Origin of the sequence: Lacrimispora sphenoides (assembly GCF_900105215.1) — a bacterium.
GTDB lineage: Bacteria > Bacillota > Clostridia > Lachnospirales > Lachnospiraceae > Lacrimispora > Lacrimispora sphenoides_A.
On the sequence record NZ_FOIP01000002.1, the window covers coordinates 2,185,196 to 2,204,538 of the forward strand.

Annotated in this window: 16 protein-coding genes and 1 pseudogene; 2 read left to right on the top strand and 15 right to left on the bottom strand. The window is 47.1% G+C overall.

Annotation, left to right across the window (positions count from 1 at the left end; translation table 11 throughout):
* Positions 1-18: 18 nt before the first annotated feature.
* From BMW45_RS26855 to BMW45_RS26895, 9 genes are all read right to left on the bottom strand, one after another.
* Positions 19-1,317, bottom strand: coding sequence for a nitrogenase component 1 (locus BMW45_RS26855; RefSeq protein WP_038280468.1), 1,299 nt, complete (start codon positions 1,315-1,317; stop codon positions 19-21).
* Entirely contained in the window at positions 1,317-2,780 is a 1,464-nt protein-coding gene (locus BMW45_RS26860) for a nitrogenase component 1 (protein ID WP_092251026.1), read from the bottom strand. Before BMW45_RS26860 ends, BMW45_RS26855 begins: the two co-directional genes overlap by 1 nt.
* 152 nt (positions 2,781-2,932) lie before the next feature.
* Positions 2,933-3,772, bottom strand: coding sequence for a nitrogenase iron protein (nifH, locus tag BMW45_RS26865; protein WP_334290956.1), 840 nt, complete (start codon positions 3,770-3,772; stop codon positions 2,933-2,935).
* Between the two features lie 80 nt (positions 3,773-3,852).
* On the bottom strand, positions 3,853-4,212 hold the full coding sequence (locus BMW45_RS26870) for a NifB/NifX family molybdenum-iron cluster-binding protein (protein WP_166433482.1): 360 nt from the start codon (positions 4,210-4,212) through the stop codon (positions 3,853-3,855).
* A gap of 22 nt (positions 4,213-4,234) precedes the next feature.
* Entirely contained in the window at positions 4,235-5,107 is an 873-nt protein-coding gene (locus BMW45_RS26875) for a radical SAM protein (protein ID WP_092251028.1), read from the bottom strand.
* Between the two features lie 169 nt (positions 5,108-5,276).
* Positions 5,277-5,441, bottom strand: coding sequence for a YezD family protein (locus BMW45_RS28650; RefSeq protein WP_242883261.1), 165 nt, complete (start codon positions 5,439-5,441; stop codon positions 5,277-5,279).
* Positions 5,442-5,998: 557 nt separating this feature from the next.
* Positions 5,999-7,636 (bottom strand): SulP family inorganic anion transporter, encoded by a 1,638-nt coding sequence (locus tag BMW45_RS26885; protein ID WP_092251029.1) that lies wholly within the window; start codon positions 7,634-7,636, stop codon positions 5,999-6,001.
* A 112-nt stretch (positions 7,637-7,748) separates the two neighbouring features.
* Entirely contained in the window at positions 7,749-8,417 is a 669-nt protein-coding gene (locus BMW45_RS26890) for a Crp/Fnr family transcriptional regulator (protein WP_025233699.1), read from the bottom strand.
* 20 nt (positions 8,418-8,437) lie between these two features.
* Positions 8,438-10,171, bottom strand: coding sequence for a restriction endonuclease FokI recognition domain-containing protein (locus BMW45_RS26895; RefSeq protein WP_092251206.1), 1,734 nt, complete (start codon positions 10,169-10,171; stop codon positions 8,438-8,440).
* Between the two features lie 179 nt (positions 10,172-10,350).
* Here BMW45_RS26895 and BMW45_RS26900 point away from each other — a divergent pair, with 179 nt between their 5' ends.
* Complete coding sequence (locus BMW45_RS26900; RefSeq protein ID WP_092251030.1) at positions 10,351-11,511, top strand: acyltransferase; 1,161 nt, start codon at positions 10,351-10,353, stop codon at positions 11,509-11,511.
* A 3-nt stretch (positions 11,512-11,514) separates the two neighbouring features.
* Here the strand turns inward: BMW45_RS26900 and BMW45_RS26905 are convergent, their stop codons facing one another.
* The 5 genes and pseudogenes from BMW45_RS26905 to BMW45_RS26925 all read right to left on the bottom strand — a co-directional run bounded on the left by BMW45_RS26905 (position 11,515) and on the right by BMW45_RS26925 (position 16,818).
* Positions 11,515-12,672, bottom strand: a complete 1,158-nt coding sequence (locus BMW45_RS26905) for a DUF4317 domain-containing protein (protein WP_025233702.1) — start codon at positions 12,670-12,672, stop codon at positions 11,515-11,517.
* 129 nt (positions 12,673-12,801) lie between these two features.
* A complete protein-coding gene (locus BMW45_RS26910) occupies positions 12,802-13,176 on the bottom strand; it encodes a desulfoferrodoxin family protein (RefSeq protein ID WP_025233703.1) in 375 nt (124 codons plus the stop codon).
* Positions 13,177-13,280: 104 nt separating this feature from the next.
* A complete protein-coding gene (locus tag BMW45_RS26915; RefSeq protein WP_092251031.1) occupies positions 13,281-14,045 on the bottom strand; it encodes a response regulator transcription factor in 765 nt (254 codons plus the stop codon).
* Positions 14,038-15,757: pseudogene (locus tag BMW45_RS26920) on the bottom strand (sensor histidine kinase). The gene BMW45_RS26915 and the pseudogene BMW45_RS26920 overlap by 8 nt, the downstream one beginning before the upstream one ends.
* Positions 15,754-16,818, bottom strand: a complete 1,065-nt coding sequence (locus tag BMW45_RS26925) for an extracellular solute-binding protein (RefSeq protein ID WP_092251032.1) — start codon at positions 16,816-16,818, stop codon at positions 15,754-15,756. The pseudogene BMW45_RS26920 and the gene BMW45_RS26925 overlap by 4 nt, the downstream one beginning before the upstream one ends.
* A gap of 133 nt (positions 16,819-16,951) precedes the next feature.
* Between BMW45_RS26925 and BMW45_RS26930 the strand changes: the two genes are divergently transcribed.
* Positions 16,952-17,797 carry a hypothetical protein gene (locus BMW45_RS26930; protein WP_092251033.1) on the top strand — a complete coding sequence of 282 codons (846 nt, stop codon included), beginning with the start codon at positions 16,952-16,954 and terminating at the stop codon, positions 17,795-17,797.
* A gap of 68 nt (positions 17,798-17,865) precedes the next feature.
* On the opposite strand, the gene BMW45_RS26935 is transcribed toward BMW45_RS26930, so the two are convergent.
* Positions 17,866-19,314, bottom strand: a complete 1,449-nt coding sequence (locus tag BMW45_RS26935) for a phosphoglucomutase/phosphomannomutase family protein (RefSeq protein WP_092251034.1) — start codon at positions 19,312-19,314, stop codon at positions 17,866-17,868.
* Positions 19,315-19,343: the final 29 nt, after the last annotated feature.

Here is a 19,343-nt window from a genome sequence, read left to right on the forward strand (position 1 = left end):
CTCCATGAAACCCGCCTGTTAATTGAATCTTGTTCTGGCAACGGAATAGATGTCTTCGATCAGCTTTAAGCCTCCGTCATATCCTGCATAATAGCTGTTCATGACCAGTCTTTCATTGACCGGCCAGGATACATTAAGGAAATGGGCATCGGTCTGCTTTGCAATCTCTTTCTCCCAATGTCCTCCAAGAATCAGGGGATATCCATGATAGTCATGGGCTTTGATCTCGTTGTGGATCTTGTAGCCATCGGTCTCAAAGCTCATCTCTGCTTCTATGCCAAAATTCAGTTCCTTAAAATAGGAACAGACCTTTTCCCTGAATTCTCTTGGGGTGTCATCCGTCACGAACTGCTTGGCGGGAAATAAGCCCAGGTCATTGACCAGGAACTTCGTAATGCCAAGGGCATATTGGGCGTCGGCTACCACCGTAAACTGCTTTGACATGACTCTGGTCTCCAGGAATAAATCCGCATAGCGTTCGATGTAGTAGTAATAATAAGCTTCTTTCTCAGCAATCAGGCTTTCAATCTTCTCCTCTGGCACTCTTGCAAACCTGCCCACTTCCCGAAGGAATTTACTGGTTTCAAAGGCCCCTATGGGGAGAGTCGGATAGTGGAGGTAAGGGATTCCAAGCTTCTTCTCCATGTTCTTCATATTATTAAGCCCGACCCAAGGCGACACCAGTAAGTTAAATTCGGCTTGCGGTATCCTCTTTATGTTACTTAATCCCCTTTGATAGCCAAATATCGTATTCGGCGTAAGACCAAGTTCCTTAACCAGTTTTTCAAGCTCTCTTAAGTTTCCCAGCCAGAACTCATCCTGATAAGGCACATCCGCCCATATATTCACCAGATTTTTTACCCGGATATCTGACCGTTCCAAAAGCTGGTCAATGATTGCATCCACCACCTGCTCGTGGCCCTTGTAGTTGTTGCCCTTAAAGCCTGCGGTGGAGGCATAGATTACCGGCTTTTTGGCATCCTGAAACCCTTCCACCACTTCTTCGGTGTTGTCACCCACGATCTCCGGGATACAGCCGGTCAATACCACATATAAATCGGCATCAATGACATCCAGGGAATGCTTGATGGTTGACTCAAGCTTTTTAACACCTCCGAATACAACATCCCTTTCGTTGATGCTGGTACAGGGATAGATGTTGGGTGAAAAATAACCGGAGCTTCCCGAGGAATTGGAAAGCTTCTGGGCACAACCCGGACCGGAATGAAGGACAGGAATCGCCCGTTCGATTGCCTGAACGGTCTGCATGGCGCTCATCGCGCATTTATACCTCTGTTTATCTAAGATCTTCGCCATCAGCCAATCCCCTCCTCTAAGAAGCTTCCCACATCCTGCTTATACCACCAGTCCGTGTAAGGCAGCTTCACTCTTTTTGCCAGATTCTGTTCAAAGCTCCGGTTCCGTATGGTATCTAAAACCGTATGAGCGAACTCCAGGGTATGCTTATATCCGAATATCATGTATTCGTCCGCCACATAGACCGCCGGCGTTCCCTGTTTAATGGCCCATACCGTGGAGCCGGGATGGCGGGAAAGGTATAAATCAGGGCGGTATTTATTTAAGATGTTCATTACCTCAAAGTTCTGCTGGTCCGCCACACTGGCTTCAAAATTGATCTCATTGTCAAGAAGATAACTCATGGCAGGAGGAACATCCCCGTTTTCGTATTTCTTGTCATAATGCCATGCCAGTGCCCAAACCACTTCAATTCCCAGCTCGTTTAACACTCTCGTCACCTCAAAGGTATAACCCGGTCCCATTCCAAGAACCGCTTTTAATCCCTTTAATTCTTTCTTTACCGCTTCTATCTGGGGGATATAGATTTTTCTCTGTTCTTCTATGTAATGTTCCACTTCAAGCTGCTTGCCGGCAACTCTTCCGATTTCCCTAAGCCAGGTCTCAAATCCGACGATCCCTAAGGGATTAATGGTCCGGATATAGGGAACGCCGTACAGCTCTTCTAAGCCATTGCCCAGATAATTTCCAAGAACTCCGCAGATGCATGTCGTAGCAACGGACTCTGATAAATGTTCCAGTTCTTCCACCGTTGCGTTGGCATATAAAAATATGGGCTCTAAATCAAAATTCTTAAACATTTCAATGATTTCATTTCTGGCGCTTTCGAAAAAGTTTTTAAAATTAACGGTGTTTCTTTTCTGCTCTGGCGGCTTTACGATTCCGCTTAATACCGCATGATCGGATATATCAAACCCAGTCGCCCAAATCCGTGATTTAAAGCCCTCGCAGTGAACGGCTATGACAGGCACCGGAATCTGGTCCTTCACATCATCCACCACGCTGTCAATATCCTCTCCGATGATTCCGGTGGCACAGGAACTGCTGACAAAAATTGCCTTTGGCTGGTAACGCCGGTTGACCTCCACAATGATATCCGCCAGCGCATCTGTGGAACCGAAAATGGTATCATTCTCATTCATATCCGTACCTATATAGACGGATTTGTTTACGACCCCTCTTTTAGCAGCCACCTGATTGGTAATGATGTACTGAGAACTTGCCGTGGCCGAGCACCCGGAAGGGCCGTGGTGGATGACCGCCACATCCCGGATCCCTCCAAGCTGGCCGAGGGCACAGCCGGATAGGCAGGTACTTGACTGGGAAAAACAGCGTCCGCAGCCCTTTAAGCTGCCGCATTTGCTCTGGCTGGCAAGATCATGTAAGTCTCCGACATATCCGGTTATGGAGCCTAGCCGGGTCTCCCTGGTTGCCAGATTTGAATTTGATAAATTAATTGCCATATTTAACCTCCAAACTTTGACTATGCTTCTTCAAAAAGCTTCGTGGACAGGTACAATTTCCCAGCTCCAAAAGAGGCGTTTTTCCTATGAGTTCCGAAATTGATTTATGAATATTACTCATTGATACCCTCCTTGATCCAGCACCTTTGTGCTTAGATCTTATAATCGTCATTGATGTTCATAAGTCCGAATTCAAAAAGAATCTCTTCCAGCCGTTCCTGGTCCATGGGAGTGGGAATGGTGAAATCCTGATTGTCGATGATTGCCTGGGCAAGATTCCGGTATTCATTTGCCTGGCTGGAATCGGGTTTGTATTCAATGACTGTTTTGCGGTTGATCTCCGCATGCTGCACAATGTTATCCCTTGGAACAAAGTAGAGAAGCTTAGTTCCAAGCTCTTTTGAAAAGGCGCGGAGTAAATCCAGTTCCCGGTCTACGTTCCGGCTGTTGCAGATGATTCCTCCAAGCCTCACCCCTCCTGTCTTTGCATATCGCTTGACGCCCTTTGCAATGTTATTTGCCGCGTACAGGGCCATCATCTCCCCGCTTGCCACAATGTAGATTTCTTTGGCCTTTCCTTCCCGGATGGGCATGGCAAATCCTCCGCAGACCACATCGCCCAATACGTCGTAAAACACATAATCTAAATCATCGGTATATGCACCCAGGTTTTCAAGAAGTCCTATGGAAGTGATTATGCCTCTTCCCGCACAGCCTACCCCCGGCTCCGGGCCACCTGATTCCACACACCTGGTTCCTTTATAGCCTTCCTTCAGGATGCGGTCCAGCTCTACACCATCCCCCTCTTCCCGCAAAGTATCAAGAACCGTTTTCTGTGCCAGGCCGCCAAGGAGCAGCCTGGTGGAATCTGCCTTTGGATCACACCCAACTACCATAACCTTTTTCCCCAGCTCCACTAGCCCTGCCGTCAGGTTTTGGGTTGTAGTGGATTTTCCGATTCCTCCCTTCCCATAAATGGCTATCTGTCTGATTTGTCCCATTGATAAAATCCTCTCTTTCTGATTCGCATAATTAATTGTCGTATAAGTCTTCAATCAAAGTCAGGCTTTCTCTATAGCCCGCATAAGCTTTTCTGTACCTCAATATAAGCTAGAAGTTTCCGGATGGAATCCTCAATATATCCCGGCAGTTCAAAGGCCTCTATGTTGTTTTGATCCAGTGCAGCCCTTGCACCGGCTCCAATCCGGCTGACCAGAATATAATCACAATCCTTCAGCATGGCTGCCACAGCTTTTAACTGTGATTCATCATGCTCCTGTCCCCTGCATACGGGAACTGTTTTCCGGCTTTCCTCATAGGTGAATGTCATACCCCCGCTGTCAGCCTCCACGATGTAAAAGACCTCGGCCCTTCCGAAATGCTGGTTGATCACTTTTCCATCGGTTGATGCCACTGCAATCTTATATTTCACAATGTTTCACCTCCCCCTTTCTTCATCCGTGGGAAAAGGTATCGCTTCCTGCGATCCTTCTCTGGTATATCATATCTCCAAAATCTGTTCCCCAAAGCATGCCCACTGCATCGGCGCGGCAGTGCTGGCAATGGCGGAAAACATCAATATGCTTTCCTGCCATAGTTCTGGCCTCGTCGATCTCCTGGCAAACGGGGGCCGTTTCATGGGAAAGTTCCGATTGAGGGATCAGTGGGATAATGTTGTAGATACATGCTCCTGCCTCTTTTACAGCCTTTGCAATATCCTCAATGTGCGCTCCGTTTATGTTTGGTACCAACACGGTGTTCACCTTTACCGTGATCCCCGAATCCGCTATCTTTTTGATGCCCTTTAACTGGTTTTCTATCAGGATCTCAGCTGCCTGGACTCCCTCATAAATACGCCCATGATACAGGATCCACCGGTTCAGTTTTTCCTCGATTTCAGGATCCACCGCATTTACCGTAACGGTCACGGATTCCACTCCAATTTCAATGATCTCATCCGCCCGCTCATAGAGAAGGAGGCCGTTGGTGCTCATACATTTGATCAGTTCCGGATGGTGTTCCTTTACCAGACAGAAGGTTTCCAGTGCATAATCTGTAGCCAGGGTATCGCCTGGCCCTGCAATGCCTGCAACTGTAATCTCCGGGCAAAGGGTAAGAGCCTTGTCAAGAACTTCCAGCGCCTGTGAAGGAGTGAGCACCTTAGAGGTCACTCCAGGCCTTTCCTCCTCGTCATTGATCCTTCTGTCGCAAAACTTACAGGAAATATTGCAGCCGGGGCTCACCGGAAGATGGATCCGGCCCACGTTATTTTTATTTCCTCCAAAGCATGGGTGTGACTTTTGCAGGTTTTGATATGTATTTGCCATTTTAATCTCTCTTTCTCAACTTTCTTCAATCGGATATTCGCAATCCGCTTCGCTGCTTGTTCATAATCTCATAGCTGCTAACTAGCTTGATGAGGTTAAATCAGGATACAAAAAAAGACAACCTTCTCCTGATACGCATTCCTGCTTATCAGAACCTCCGGTTGTCCAGTCAGTCCTTTAATCTTATTTTTTCTATTTTTTCGATCTGTACGATCTTTCCATCCTGAATGGTGATGGTGATGGAACCATACTTTACGTGGCTGGCCATTTCATGGATCAGCCTGATATATTCTTTTTCTTGATCAGAAGCATTTGAATAGGATATCGGAATCACCTTCTCTCACTTATGGATCGCCGCCGGGCCTTCCTCTAAGCCCTGGCCCGGATTCTTTTTTCTCAGGTGGTTCTTTTTATATGTATTTGACACATCTTTCGTATCTTCTGCATCTTCCTGCCCGTATGGATTGATTAAGTGGTGTTACTGATGAAATTTATCATCTATTTCCGCTTATAAAAAAACAGGTACAATTATAGTACCTGCTAAACTCCTGCCGCTGCGGATCCAGGTATTCTAATACATACAAAAATAAGCTGTATTCATATACATGCACACAGTTTTACAACAACAGCAATCCATTTTATCAAAGCTTGAGAGATGAATAACTCTGGCAGAAACCATTGCGTTTTTCATATGAATAACATCCTTTCTTGTATATCCTATTATTCTTGTAGGTTTAATATGTATTGATTATAGTATCATCTTTTGGGTATGTCAACATTTTTTATTTTTATGATATTTTTTTAACAGCTTGTCCCAATGGAAAAGCCACAAGAAGCCGGAAAATTTCTTATCTCTGGCTTCTTATGGCTTTATTTTTACCTAACTGGCTTTTATAAAACGGAGGCACGCATTAAAGCGTCATCAATACAGCCCGCAATATTCTCTCTTCCCATATCTTCTACAAATCCCGCCCGTTCCATCATTGACATAGGCTGCTCGTTTACATGGGATAATACCAGTGTGACGTTTTTTCTTTTTAAGTTATTGTAAAGCTTTTTTAAACTTTTTAATGCAGTTGTATCCATGGCCGGAACGCTCCGCATGCGAAGGATCAGCACTCTCTTACCATCTTCTAAGACCACCTTTGATATCTTATCGGCGGCTCCAAAGAACATCGGGCCATTGATTTCAAAAACGGCTACATGCCCCGGAACCGGCTTTAAGTCAATTCGGTCCCCATCATGATCCTCTTCATCCTCCAGATACTTCCAGCCATTTACCTCGGCCACATCTGCCATCCGCTTCATGAACAGCAAAGATGCGATGACCAGGCCAACGCCTATGGCCATAACCAGATCAAATACCACAGTCAGGACAAAGGATACCAAAAGTACCGACCAATCGCTTTTGGGGGAGGTTTTTACAATGGAAACAAACTCTCTCCACTCGCTCATATTGTAAGCAACCATAAACAGAATCGCTGCAATGGCCGGCATAGGGATAAGGGCTGCATAGGGCATGAGGAATATGAGGATCAACAGCAGAAGAACCGCGTGAACCATTCCGGCCACAGGAGTCCTTCCCCCGTTTTTAACGTTGGCTGCTGTCCGTGCAATGGCGCCAGTCGCAGGGATTCCTCCAAACAGGGCGGAGAAGGTATTTCCAACACCCTGGGCGATCAGCTCCATGTTGGAATTGTGCCTGCTGCCTATCATGCCGTCAGCCACAACGCAGGACAGCAATGATTCAATGGCAGCTAATACCGCAATGGTCACTGCATCGGGCATGACCTTTCCCATCATGGCAAAGGACAGCCTGGGAATATGAAAAGTCGGAAGGCTGGGGGAGATGGTATACAGATCCCCAATCGTATGTACCGGAAGATCCAGTACTTTTACCAAAACAGCAGTCAAAATAACTGCAATCAAGGATGGGGGGACCTTTTTAAAATATCTCGGCCAGATGATAAGTATGGCAAGGGCAATCATTCCTACCGCCAGCGCCATTGGATTAAAGGTTCCGATGGTGCGTACCACCTGCTCCAGCTTTTCCATAGTCTCCACCGGTGCCTTTTCAAAGGTAAGACCAAGGAAATCCTTTATCTGGCCGATAAAAATGGTCACCGCAATGCCAGCGGTGAACCCGGTTGTAATGGTATACGGAATAAAACGTATCAGGCTTCCCAGCCGTAAAAACCCCATGATCACAAGGAGAACCCCGGCCATAACGGTTGCCGCAGCCAGGCCGTCAAGCCCGTTCTTTAATACGATTCCGGCTACAATGGATGCAAATGCTGCCGTAGGCCCTGCGATCTGCACCTTGCTGCCGCCTAAAAAAGAGATCACTAAGCCCGCAACAATGGCTGTATAAAGCCCTTGCTCCGGCGTCACACCGGAAGCCAGGGCAAGGGCGATGGAAAGGGGCAGAGCAATGATCGCCACGATGATCCCTGAAATGACATCCTTTACGAACTGCTCCCTTGTGTAATACTTCATTGATAAAAAAAACTGTGGGATAAAATCCTTCATCTTTCCTGTTCCTCTGTATATTATAAATTTTTTATAAACTTTTTATAATATAACTGTGAAAAGAGAAGAATGCAAGGAAATTTCCCATGTTTTTCAAATAGTACAAGAATTTCTACCGCAGGCTGTTTGCAGCAAGCAGCTCCAGACCCTCTTCATTCAGCAGCTCCACGTTTCCCCTGGTGAGCTTTACCAGATGATCTGCCTGGAACAGCCGTAAGAGCCGGGTAACCACTTCTCTTGCAGTCCCCAGGTGATGGGCAATCTGCTCATGGGTAATGGAAAGCTCACTGGAACCGTTAAGCCTTCCCTCTTCTAAAAGAAAGGCGGCCAGGCGGCCATCCATTTTCTTATTTAAGACCTGATCCATCAGCCACATGACATCGGAAAAACGGGAAGCCATCAGTTCATTGGTAAAATTGGATACAACTGCCGACTGCTCCATCAGCGTCTTATAAACTTCCGGCGGGATCACAGAAACCACGGAATCCTGCTCCGCTTCCACCGTCACATCGAATTGGATGTTTTTAACCATACAGGGACCGGAAAAAAGGCAGATATCCCGCTCAAGCAGACGGTAAAGCGTCAGCTCACGCCCCTCATCCGATAACATAAAAACCCTTAGCTGCCCAGCGGTCACAAGCAAAAGCCCGCTGCAGCCATCAGCACCGCCATGGACCAGCATACCCTTTTCAAACCTTGCTTCCCTGGCCTTTTCTTTTAAGAGCATTCTCTGTTTCTCTGTCAGCTTATTCCAGAAAGGAAGGTATTCTCCCAACACCATATCATCAAACCTCCATGTGCCTAAGAACGTTGTAACACAATCTCATCATTGCAGTCAAAAATCTTAAAACATTCTTTGTAACCCAGTCTTCCGGACTTCAGTTCTTCTGCCATCAAAAGAAGATTCATGGAATTGACTGCGGCTCCGTAAATCCCGGAACGCATCCGGATGTTCTCAAGCCTTTCCCTAAATCCGCCGGTAAAGGCCCCGGAAACAAATGCAAAGTGATAATGAATCACATCTTTGTCAAAAATCTCCCACCACTTATTTGGATTAAGCTTCTCATTCCGTTCCTTATTTTCCTCTATATAACGGTACATCTCATCAGCCTGCTTAATCGGAAGGGAATACCCCTTTCCATAAGCCTTATTATCAATGATCAGCCCATCTTCTCCATAATATACGCACACATCCGGCTTTCTGGTATCGCCAAGCCTGGCTCCCTTAAAGTTAAGTTCCCCAGTCAGAAGCTGGGCAGTCTGTATCTCATAATCCCGGTCAGAAGTGCCGTCAAATCCTAAATCTAAAAGAAGCAGATACTTATGATCCACATGGTTCAAATGGGATCTTAAATAATCCTTGCACAGGGACACCTCTGATTTTACCGGTACCGGTCCCTGGCTCTTAGAAGGCAGTTCAAGACCGGTTATCTCCTCCATGATCCGATAGGTATTTCCTGTCTTTTTCACATGAAGCCCAATATTTTCAAAGCTTCGGAGGTCATCGAGAATCGTCTCCTCTGCCTCTTCCATACCCATGCCTTTTAAATACTCCTTTACCTGCAAAGGGGAGCGGTAGGCTCCTTCCAGGAATTTTATGATATGGGTCCTCCGGTTGCGTAAATATTCCCGGTCAGCTACCTTGGTAGCCAGCATATCCCACATCACCCGTTTGGGAATCCTGGAAAATCTTGAAACCCCTGTGACATGTTTTAATATGGTCCTTCCCTTTAACGTCAGCTGATAAGACTGTGGAATGGTTCCGGTGCAGGTCAGGCCCCCAATGGAAACGGTTACCTCTTTTGGCACCTTATTGATCCAGCCCATCTGAAAAAGCCAGCTGCAAATAGTCCGGACGTATTTATCGCTGGTTCCTTCCGTATCCTGAAGAAGCTTTGTCCTCTCTTCCCTGGTTTCTGCTTCCGTCAGTCCCTGCAGGATCATGTACTGGGGAATGGAGGTAAAGCCTGCCTCCCCGATGAAGCCAAGTCTTGCTCCTATCTCAAACTTTGTCAGATGCCCTTCTTCTCCTAACAGGGACAGCACCCGGCATACGGGCGGATAGGAAAGCAGTGCGGTCTTTAATGCGCCGGCTTCTTCCTCGCTTCCTGCGGCTGCCTCCGCATATTGCCGCCCCAGCGGGGACAGGGAACAGACATCATCGTTCCGGCTGTAATGGAGAAAACCAATGCTTACCGCCCATCTTAGAAAGGAATCTGCAGGCCAGTCGCTTTGGTATTCCTTCCGCTGTCCTGGCAGAACTGCCTGAATGATCCCGGAACAGGGGGCATTGCTCCTTGTATAACCAACAGGTGTCCCCTTTCCCTTTAAATGGGTATAAGGAATGGTAATCTCCTCGCCGCTTAATTCCCGTATAAACTCATCTCTCCCGTCTTTTTCCGATATGAGTCTGGGTATTTTGTCCATGCGCAGGATCCTGTTGATCTTTGAATCCGGCACGAACGCGGATACCACATTTTTTAAGTTATCCAGGGTATAGGCCTCCTGTACCCAGCCAAATGTCCGATCTGCCACTGTTATTTCCTCTCTGTACGTTTCCTTTTTCTTAAGTATATCATAGCCTCCTGGGATTGACCACGAAATTTTCCCTGGAACACCCAAAGGGTTTGGTTTGTGATGACCGGCTTCCTGTGATATAATGGTGGAAACTTTAGCCTTCGCGAGAATAACCGGACCGGAAAGGAACAGAATTTATGGGAAAATTACAGATGACAATACTAGCTTTTATAGCAATTTCCTGCTGCATTCATATCAGGCGGCAGCTTAAGGACAGAGATTACATCAAACATCTGTTTTTAGGGAGTGATGCCGGAAAAAGCAGGATTCTCTATCTGGATTATGTCCGTCTTATTGCTGCTCTTTTCGTTATTTTAGTCCACTGCCTGGATTTTTCCACAGCCGGACTTACCACCGGGACCAAAGAATGGGTGGCGGTGCAGTCCCTTTCTTCCATACTTCTGGTCTGCAACACACTGTTTATCATGAACAGCGGCGCTTTGATCTTAAGGGAACAAAGAGACAGCCTGGCTGTTTTTTACTATAAAAGATTCCTTCAGGTGGCTCTTCCCTTTTTTTGCTACTACTGCATTTATATCCTGCTCTCCTGCCAGTATTTCAATTCCGGCTTCCTAAGAGGAATATTTAAGGCTTTAAAAGATATGGCGGCAGGCCCTATTGGGTGGGCCCCCCATTTATGGGTGATCTATGTCATTTTGTCACTGTATATCCTGGCTCCATTTTTCAGCATCCTTTTAACGCATCTAAATGACTCCATGCTTCACGGACTGGCGTTTTTGATCCTTCTCTTCCGCTGTCTGGCGGTTTATCTGCCTGTCATGGGCCTTCCTTTAAACTTTGAGCTTATGATCAGCCCATGGGAAGGGGTATTTTTACTTGGCTATTACTTTGCGCAACCAATTTCCATGAAATACAGGAAAGCCTGGTGGGGACTTGGCCTCGCAGCCTGCTTATTTACCGTCCTCTGTACTGCCCTGCGGCCCGATTACAAGGCCATCCTATTGGCAGAAGGCGCTCCTGCCATGATCCTCTTAGCAGCCTCAGTCTTTCTTATGCTACGCTCTCTGGAAAGCCGGCTTCCAAAGCCTGGAATCGTGATGAACTTCTTGATCCGGCACAGCTATTCTATCCTTTTAGTACACTGGGCCGTGCTCTATTTTGTCAGGGAAAGGCTCCATATCGGCGGACTTGGTTTCAAAATGGCAGGCAGCACCCTGCTTTCTTTTCTTCTGGTTCTGGTTCTGTCAGCCGCAGCGGCATTTCTCTTTGACCAGACCGTAGTTCTTTGTGTCCAGACCCTGTTTAAACGTCTGGTCCATCCATTAAGGAGCCGGTGAGTGTTACTCTTCCGGCTCCATTGTTCTATCTGCTGCTATGGGCCTTACCGTGATTCCGTTGATTTCCACATGCTCACTTATGCCGATGACAATGCATGGCCGGCCGTCGATCATCCGGTTTTCTACAAGATAGGTTTTATCAGGCGCTACCTTGATACTCACATCCGTTGTCTTGATCTCAAAGCTTCTGGTATTAACTACATTGGAAGCGATGAAGGGAGGCACAGACGTTTCTTCGTTTTCGCTGTAACGCTGCTCAAACTCCTCAAGCTTCTCCTGGCTGGCTCCGTTGTTTTCCAGCAGCCTTTTCATCTGATACTTGTCCAGGGTAAAGGGAGCCGGTTCATCCTTTGTTTCTTCAAGAATCTCATTTAAATTTTCGTGAAGGTTCTTAACCGTTTCAAAATCGCAGTTATCTCCCAGCGTTTCCTCCACAAGGGCCTGGAATGTTTCTTTCTGGCTCTTGGCTGACATAGGTATCACACAGCCAAGCAGCTCATCAATTAAGCGTTCCGGCATCTGCTCCGGGTTTTTGGCATAGTATAAAAGGCTGTGAATATCCGTATTCCGGTCATTAAAGGACGGGAATAAAAAGCCGGTATCAGGAGCCTCCACGATCCAGTCCCTGCTGCGGTTTTCGATTACGTTAGACTCGGAATTGTAACAAAGGCCCGCTTTTGACAGTTTTACCGGGCAAACGGAGCACTGGATGAATTCATAAACAAAGTCTGAAGCATCATCCATTTCAAGTCCATCAGAGGACCTTGCGGGAATATCGTAGGCACAATGAATGAGGATAATGTAAAAATTCTCGCCGTAATCGTAGCTTGCGATCACCTTATCATAAAATTCCTCGATCAGGGCATCATCCTTTAACTGGCTGTCCCGAAGCTTTAATAGAAAGTTCTGGGTTCCGTCCTCAGCTTCCGTATGTAATGGAAATTCCATATTGACCATGTTCTTACCAATCGTCCCTGACAGGCCGCTTCTAAAGATGGCAAAATATTTAAACGCTTCTTCTTCCGGAAGTGATAAAAATGCTTCCTTAATCTCCGTTCTTTTGTTCTTTTCCGCGTCCACATAACAGCCACAGATACGGCTGATGGCACAGTTAGCAGGAGTAAAAAGTTTCTTTATTTCGTTAGCTTCTTTCTTATTCATTCTACGGCTTCTCCTATCCTAATGTAAAACTTCAGAATTAATACTAGAGCAAATCCGGGCAGATGTCAATCATTGGTATTGCTAAAAAAAAGCTCACAGACCATCAGGTCCATGAGCTTTTCAACTTTTTTATTTATCTGCTTTCCATAATCCGTGAAGATTACAGTATTCGTATGCGGCAACTACTTCATCTCCGTCGCAAAGCATGAATTCAGCCACTGGTTTATCACCTGGATTCAATATCTTTCTCTGATTGCCCTGCTTGGTCTCTAATGCGATCCAACCGATGAAATGTTCAGGAAGCATTGGGTGTTCAACGGAACCAACTGTAACTTTTACATGCTGACCGTCAATCTCAATAACCGGAACGTGCTTCTCAGTTGCAGCATCTGTTGTATTGGCTACCAATTCGTGCATATTTTCTCCACAGCATGTAATGGTACCGCCCTTTTCCTCTACAACCGCTACAATATTACCGCAACGGTTACACTTTAAAAACTTCATAGTAATAACCTCCTTCGTCTTTTGAATCTTTATTGAATTATATTCTCATTATACCATATTTACCATTCATTTACAATAGAATTAAACCGGCAAACAAAGCCCTCTTATTTGCCGCATCTTTCCTGATATTCCGAAGGCGATACTCCCAAAAGCTTCTTAAACTGTGCACTGAAATAGGCGGTGTCCGAATACCCCACCTGATCCGCCACCTCATAAACCTTAACCCGGCAGTCCTTTAACAGGGACATGGCTACCTGCATCCGGTAAAACGTAAGATAGCTGGTAAATGTATAATCCGTTTCCTTTTTTAATACCCGGCTCAAATATCCTTCGCTGATTTCTAAGTATTCCGCCACCGTACTAATGGTGATGTTCTCCTGATAATGCATCCGGATGTACCGGATGGCCTCAGCCACATATTTGTTCTTGGATTTCTTGTCCGCATTAAAAAGAAGTACCGGTGCTGAAACCTCTCCTGCCTCCTTTTCCTTCCCCTGCTCGATTTGACTCCGGATATGCAGGATGGCCTGTTCTAAATCTCCATCCTTTAAAGGCTTTAAGAGGTAATCACTGACCCCTAACCGCAACGCGCTTTGGGCGTACTTAAAATCCCCGTAAGCAGTCAGGATAATGAACTTCGCTCTGCACCCTTCTTCCCGAAGTTCGGTGATCATCTCCACCCCGTCCATGCGGGGCATCTTCACATCTGTCACGATAATGTCCGGGGAGAGCCGTTTTGCCAGACTGGCCCCTTCCTCCCCGTTAGCGGCCTCGCCCGCTATAACACAGTCCAGAGCCGCCCAGTTAATGGTCAAAATGATTCCCCGTCGGACCATCGTCTCATCTTCCACAACTATGACTTTATACATCCGTCACCTCCCTCTGGACCGGCAGTCTTAACGCAATGGTGGTTCCCTCCTTTGTCACTTCCGCCCTGATCCCATATTCCTGTCCGTAATAAACTTTCAGTATACGGATCACATTATAAAGCCCTAAGTGTCCATCTCTTTTCACCGGATTGTCACTGTTGATCCAGTCCACCATTTCTTTATCCATCCCGCACCCGTCATCCGTAATGGATATGCTTAATACTCCATCTTTCTGATATGCAAAAATACAGATGTATCCGTTCTCACACCCATCGAGCCCATGGATGATGGCATTCTCCACCAATGGCTGCAAAAACATTCTGGGCACCATGCAGTCCTCCAATTGGTCCGGTATCTCGGTTTCATAGAGGAATCGTCCCGTAAAACGGATTTTTTGGATCTGAATGTAGCTTTCAATGGTTTCTAATTCCTCCCTCAGGGTGATGAAAGGGCGGCTGGATATACTTCTTCGCAGGATTACCGCCAGATTCTCTGCCAATATGGCGATTTCCGGAATCTGGTTGATCCTGGCATTCCACTTAATCGTATCCAGGGTATTATAGAGAAAATGAGGGTTTAGCTGGGTCTGATACAGTTTAATGGTTGTCTTATTTAAATCCTTCTGCTTTTGAACCGTATCCTCTAAGTATTTCTGTAAGTCGCCTGTCATCTGGTTAAAGCTTTCCGTCAGCCTTCCCAGCTCATCCTGCCGGTTTGTATGAATGCGGATGGATAAATCCCCTTTTTTCACCTTTGCCATAGCCTTATCAAGCTGGCTCACCGGCTGGGCAATGCCTCTTGACAGAGCACCGGAAATCATCAGGCAGAGGACCAGACCAAGAGCCGATAAAAGTATGCTCACCGTTCCCATCGTGCGGATGGCATCTGCACTGATTGGTGCGGAACGTCTTAGGATGACATAGATCCCCTGGGAAGGTTCCCTGGTCCATAAATACCTGGTATACACTCCTCTTCCCTTTTCTCCCTCATGTCCTGATACTCCATGAAAGATGATGTCATTGATCTCCTTTTCCCCATACTCCGGACTGGAGCAGTAAATGGGCCTTTGATGGGAATCCAGCACTAAAAACGTATCCCCGGAAGAATAGAAGCCATTTAACAGATTGTCAAAATTTTCACGTGAGAAATCAAGGACCACATATCCGGTTCTTGCTCCATGGGAATTTTCCAGGGAATAAGCTCCCTGCATCAGGATATTTTTATCTGTTCCCGGAAGATAGGGATCCGTCCTGTAATAGGTGATCCCGCTCGCTTCCTGTGCCTTCTTTAAAAAGCCCCCAGCGTATGGGGAGAGAACTGTTTTTTGAAGCAGTGTCCGTTGTAAAACGAAGCTTTCCGCCTGAATCATAAATGCTGAACTGGGCGCTGCTGTATATCTCCTGAACCGCTTGATATAAGGACAGATATAAATCCTTTTGCATCTCAATAGCATCCTTATCGATCATTACCCTGGCTGCTGTACCGTCTGCTGTAAAAGTCTCGCAGGCCTTCTCACAGTTTTCAAACAGCTGGGTCAGTTTTGCGCTTACCTCCTCCAGCTGCCGGTTTCCCTCCACCGCCAGCTGCCGGTTAATGGAAGCTGCAAAAAGCCTGGTAACCACCACGCTTGAAAAGGTAAGAGGCACCAGAGCTACCAGCAGACATCCCAAAAATACCCGTGTCTTGAAAGAAAACTGACCGTACCACTTCATCCTCCAGTCCTCCTTTTATACACAGTCAGAACCTTATTCCATTGCTTTTGGATTTCCTTTTTCTCCCGGGAAAGACCCTTTAAATCCATATCTATGATGGGAAGCCTGTTGACAGGGGAAAGCCCTGGCAGAGGAGGCACATCCAGCCGCACGGAGCGCCTGTTTAAATCCGAAACAAGGATCCTCTGTGTATCCTTGCTGACCGTGAAATCCAAAAAACGCCTGGCCGCCTCCGGGTGGGGACAGCCATTTACAATGGCAGTACCATCCGGCAGCACCGTGGTCCCTTCTTCCGGGTAAATGTAGTCCACATCTGCACCTCTTAAGCGCAGCGCCTGGGCTGCCCCTTCTATGGTGACCCCCAGGGAATACCTGCCATCCAAAATGCCGGAATTTACTTCCGATAAGCTGGAAAGACTCCCGTATTCCAGGTTATCTGCCAGCTGCTTCATATAGTCTCCTTCTCCCCGGTACGTATAGACAGCCGTAGCCAGCGCAGAGGAATAGATATCCGACATACCGGGATCCACAAAAGCAACCCTGCCTTTCCATCTTGGCTCCAACAGGCTGGCCCAGCCCGCAGGCACCTCCCGGTATGTCACCACGTTGGTATTGTACATGATGACTAAGGGGCAGACGGAAAAGCTGGTCCACTTATGATCTTCACACCGGAACGCCCCGGCTATGGTTGGGATTTCCGGGCTTTCATAAGCCTGCCAATATTCCTTTTTTTCTTCCAGGGTCTCAATTCCTGCACCAAATACCACATCCCATGCTTCCCCCTCATCACCATATGGGCCGCTGCCATCCTCTAATTTTTTTAACAGTTCCTCCAAAGATCCGTTTTCTACCTTTACATGAAGGCCTGTACGTTCTTCAAACTCCTTGACAACAGGCTCGCATATCCCTTTTTCCTGGACCGAGTAAACCACCAGATCCGCCTGGGAGTTCATGGGCTGCTCCCCCGTTTCCGGCCGGCAGGAAGACAGCAGGACGCAGCAAATAAGAGACAGCGTGCAGACCGCCGGCCATCGTTTCCTGGTGCTGTCAGAAAGTCTCATAGACGCTTCCTCCTCTCCTGTCCTCAGTATGGTTTCGTTTTATCCATTATATCAAAAAAGTGCTTATTTTGCCATGGGCAGAAGACCATATTTATGGTAAACTTTACCTAATAGACAAATGGAGGTGCCTGCCATGGCCGTACATATCATAGAACAATCCATTATCCCAAAACACATTGGAAGCAGCCTGTGCGAAGATGGACTGTTTGTAAATGAGAACTTTATCGCAGTAATCGACGGAGTTACAAGCAAGGGAACCCTTACCTGGCCCGAAAGCCCGGGAGGCCGTCCCGGAAACATGACCAGCGGATGCTACGCAAAAGAGGTGCTGCTTGATGCCTTAAGCACCATGCCTTCCGACATAGACGGCGCCGGCGCCATGGACTATTTAAACGAATCCCTGGCCAGGGCCTGCCGCTCACGCCGCTCCATCCTGGAGGAAAGACCTGAAGAACGCCTGCAGGCAGTTCTCATCCTGTATAGTAACAGCCGCAGGGAGGTATGGGCCTTTGGTGACTGCCAATGTCTCATTGGCGGCATCCACCATCAGCAAGTGAAAGCCATTGACAACCTGCTTTCCCAGGTCAGAAGCCTTTATATCCAAACGGAGCTTCTATCAGGCCGGACAGAAACGTCATTTTCCGGCCATGACACCGGGAGGGAATACATCCTACCCCTCCTGCGCCGCCAGCTTCTTTTCGCCAATGAGGACTCTGATTATGGATATGATGTAATAAACGGTTTTCCCATTCACTCAGATCGTGTCATCATCCATACCGTACCCCCACACTCCCGGTTAGTTCTTGCAAGCGACGGCTATCCTGTTCTAAAGGAGACTCTGGCTGAAAGCGAAGCCGCCTTAAAGGAGCTCATACAAAAAGATCCCCTCTGCTTTCGGGAAAACAAGGGCACCAAAGGGTTAGTTATGGGAAATGACAGCTTTGATGACCGCACCTATATCCGCTTCGACACTTTATAAAGGAAACACAGAGGGGCTGCTGCAAAATAATAACTTCCTTTTGCAGCAGCCTTTTCCTCTTCCTTTTCCTATCCTTCCTGCAGTCCCAGATATTCCTCAAACAAACTGCACACGCTCACAGAATCTGCCTCTGTTGCCATCTCACAGAAGATCCGCAGCAAGGGTTCTGTGCCGGAGAATCTTGCAATCACCCAGCCGCCGTTTTTAAAGTAGACCTTACACCCATCGATATATGAGATCTTGTCAATTTCAAAAGGCAACTTTGGCAGTTTCCGGTCAATCATGAGAATCTGGTTGATTCTCTCCTTTTCCTCATTGGTAAAACGGTAATCCCGCTCTGCCATATGGATCGCCCCATACTCTCTGCGGATATCTGCTGCAATCTCAGACAGCTTTTTCCCTGATACAGCCATCATTTCTACCAGAAGGGAAGCGGCATAGATTCCATCCTTGCCATGAATATGTCCCTTAACCGTCAGGCCGCCGGAGGACTCTCCGCCGATGATGGCATCTGTCTCCTGCATTTTCGCAGATACAAATTTAAACCCTACGGGAACCTCGTAACATTTCTGCCCAAAGCTCTCCGCCACCCGGTCCAGAACATGGGTGGTGGAAAGGCTTCGAACCACGGGTCCCCGCCAGCCCTTGTATTTCAGAAGATAATAATACAGCATCACCAAAATGTTGTTGGCATGGAGATAGCGGCCCTGATCGTCAATGACCCCCAGTCTGTCCGCATCTCCATCCGTGGCGATCCCGATATCACAGTACCGGTCCAGCACATAATTCTGTAAGTTCCGCAGTGTCTGCTCCGTTGGTGCAGGCATCTTTCCGCCAAACAAAGTGTCATGCTGGTCATTAATGGTTTCAATGGTACACCTTGCAACGGAAAGGATGGTGCTTAAGGCTGTAAGGCTCACTCCGTACATGGGGTCAATGGCAACCCGGAAATCCCGGGAGCGTATGGCATTCATATCAATGACGGATATGATATTATCCAGATACTCATTTAAAGGATTGATTTCCTCTACCACTCCTTTTTTTACAAGCTCAAGATAAGAGGCTGGAGGCATCTGTCCGGCCGCCTCATGGTTTGGCTCATAATTCCGCTCCGCTTCTATAAGATATCTTTCAATATCCTGGGTCTGGACCTCATCCGCATCACGCCCGCCGTAGGTAAACACCTTGACCCCGTTATATATGGCCGGATTATGGCTGGCCGTTACCATCATGCCGTAGCTTAACCTGTGCTTCATTACATAAAACATGATGAGGGGGGTTGGGGAACTGCGGTTTACGAAATATACCTTGATTCCCTGATTCCCAAATATCTCACAGGCCCATATGACTGCCTCTTTCGAAAGGAAACGTCTGTCATATCCTATGACAATTCCTTCTCCCTCTACATTTTCCGCTTTCATCTTAAGACTGACGGCAAGCGCCAGCTTCTGGATATTCTCCTTTGTAAAATCTTCTCCGATAATGGCTCTCCAGCCACCGGTACCAAACGTTACCATCCTTCGTATCCCTCCATGTTTTCTAAAAA

What these genes read in the sequence shown, in the direction of transcription:
- BMW45_RS26855 (WP_038280468.1), bottom strand. Translation starts at nt 1,317, where the DNA reads ATGGCGAAGATCTTAGATAAACAGAGGTATAAATGCGCGATGAGCGCC.
- BMW45_RS26860 (WP_092251026.1), bottom strand. Translation starts at nt 2,780, where the DNA reads ATGGCAATTAATTTATCAAATTCAAATCTGGCAACCAGGGAGACCCGG.
- BMW45_RS26875 (WP_092251028.1), bottom strand. Translation starts at nt 5,107, where the DNA reads ATGGCAAATACATATCAAAACCTGCAAAAGTCACACCCATGCTTTGGA.
- BMW45_RS26885 (WP_092251029.1), bottom strand. Translation starts at nt 7,636, where the DNA reads ATGAAGGATTTTATCCCACAGTTTTTTTTATCAATGAAGTATTACACA.
- BMW45_RS26890 (WP_025233699.1), bottom strand. Translation starts at nt 8,417, where the DNA reads ATGGTGTTGGGAGAATACCTTCCTTTCTGGAATAAGCTGACAGAGAAA.
- BMW45_RS26900 (WP_092251030.1), top strand. Translation starts at nt 10,351, where the DNA reads ATGGGAAAATTACAGATGACAATACTAGCTTTTATAGCAATTTCCTGC.
- BMW45_RS26905 (WP_025233702.1), bottom strand. Translation starts at nt 12,672, where the DNA reads ATGAATAAGAAAGAAGCTAACGAAATAAAGAAACTTTTTACTCCTGCT.
- BMW45_RS26910 (WP_025233703.1), bottom strand. Translation starts at nt 13,176, where the DNA reads ATGAAGTTTTTAAAGTGTAACCGTTGCGGTAATATTGTAGCGGTTGTA.
- BMW45_RS26915 (WP_092251031.1), bottom strand. Translation starts at nt 14,045, where the DNA reads ATGTATAAAGTCATAGTTGTGGAAGATGAGACGATGGTCCGACGGGGA.
- BMW45_RS26925 (WP_092251032.1), bottom strand. Translation starts at nt 16,818, where the DNA reads ATGAGACTTTCTGACAGCACCAGGAAACGATGGCCGGCGGTCTGCACG.
- BMW45_RS26930 (WP_092251033.1), top strand. Translation starts at nt 16,952, where the DNA reads ATGGCCGTACATATCATAGAACAATCCATTATCCCAAAACACATTGGA.
- BMW45_RS26935 (WP_092251034.1), bottom strand. Translation starts at nt 19,314, where the DNA reads ATGGTAACGTTTGGTACCGGTGGCTGGAGAGCCATTATCGGAGAAGAT.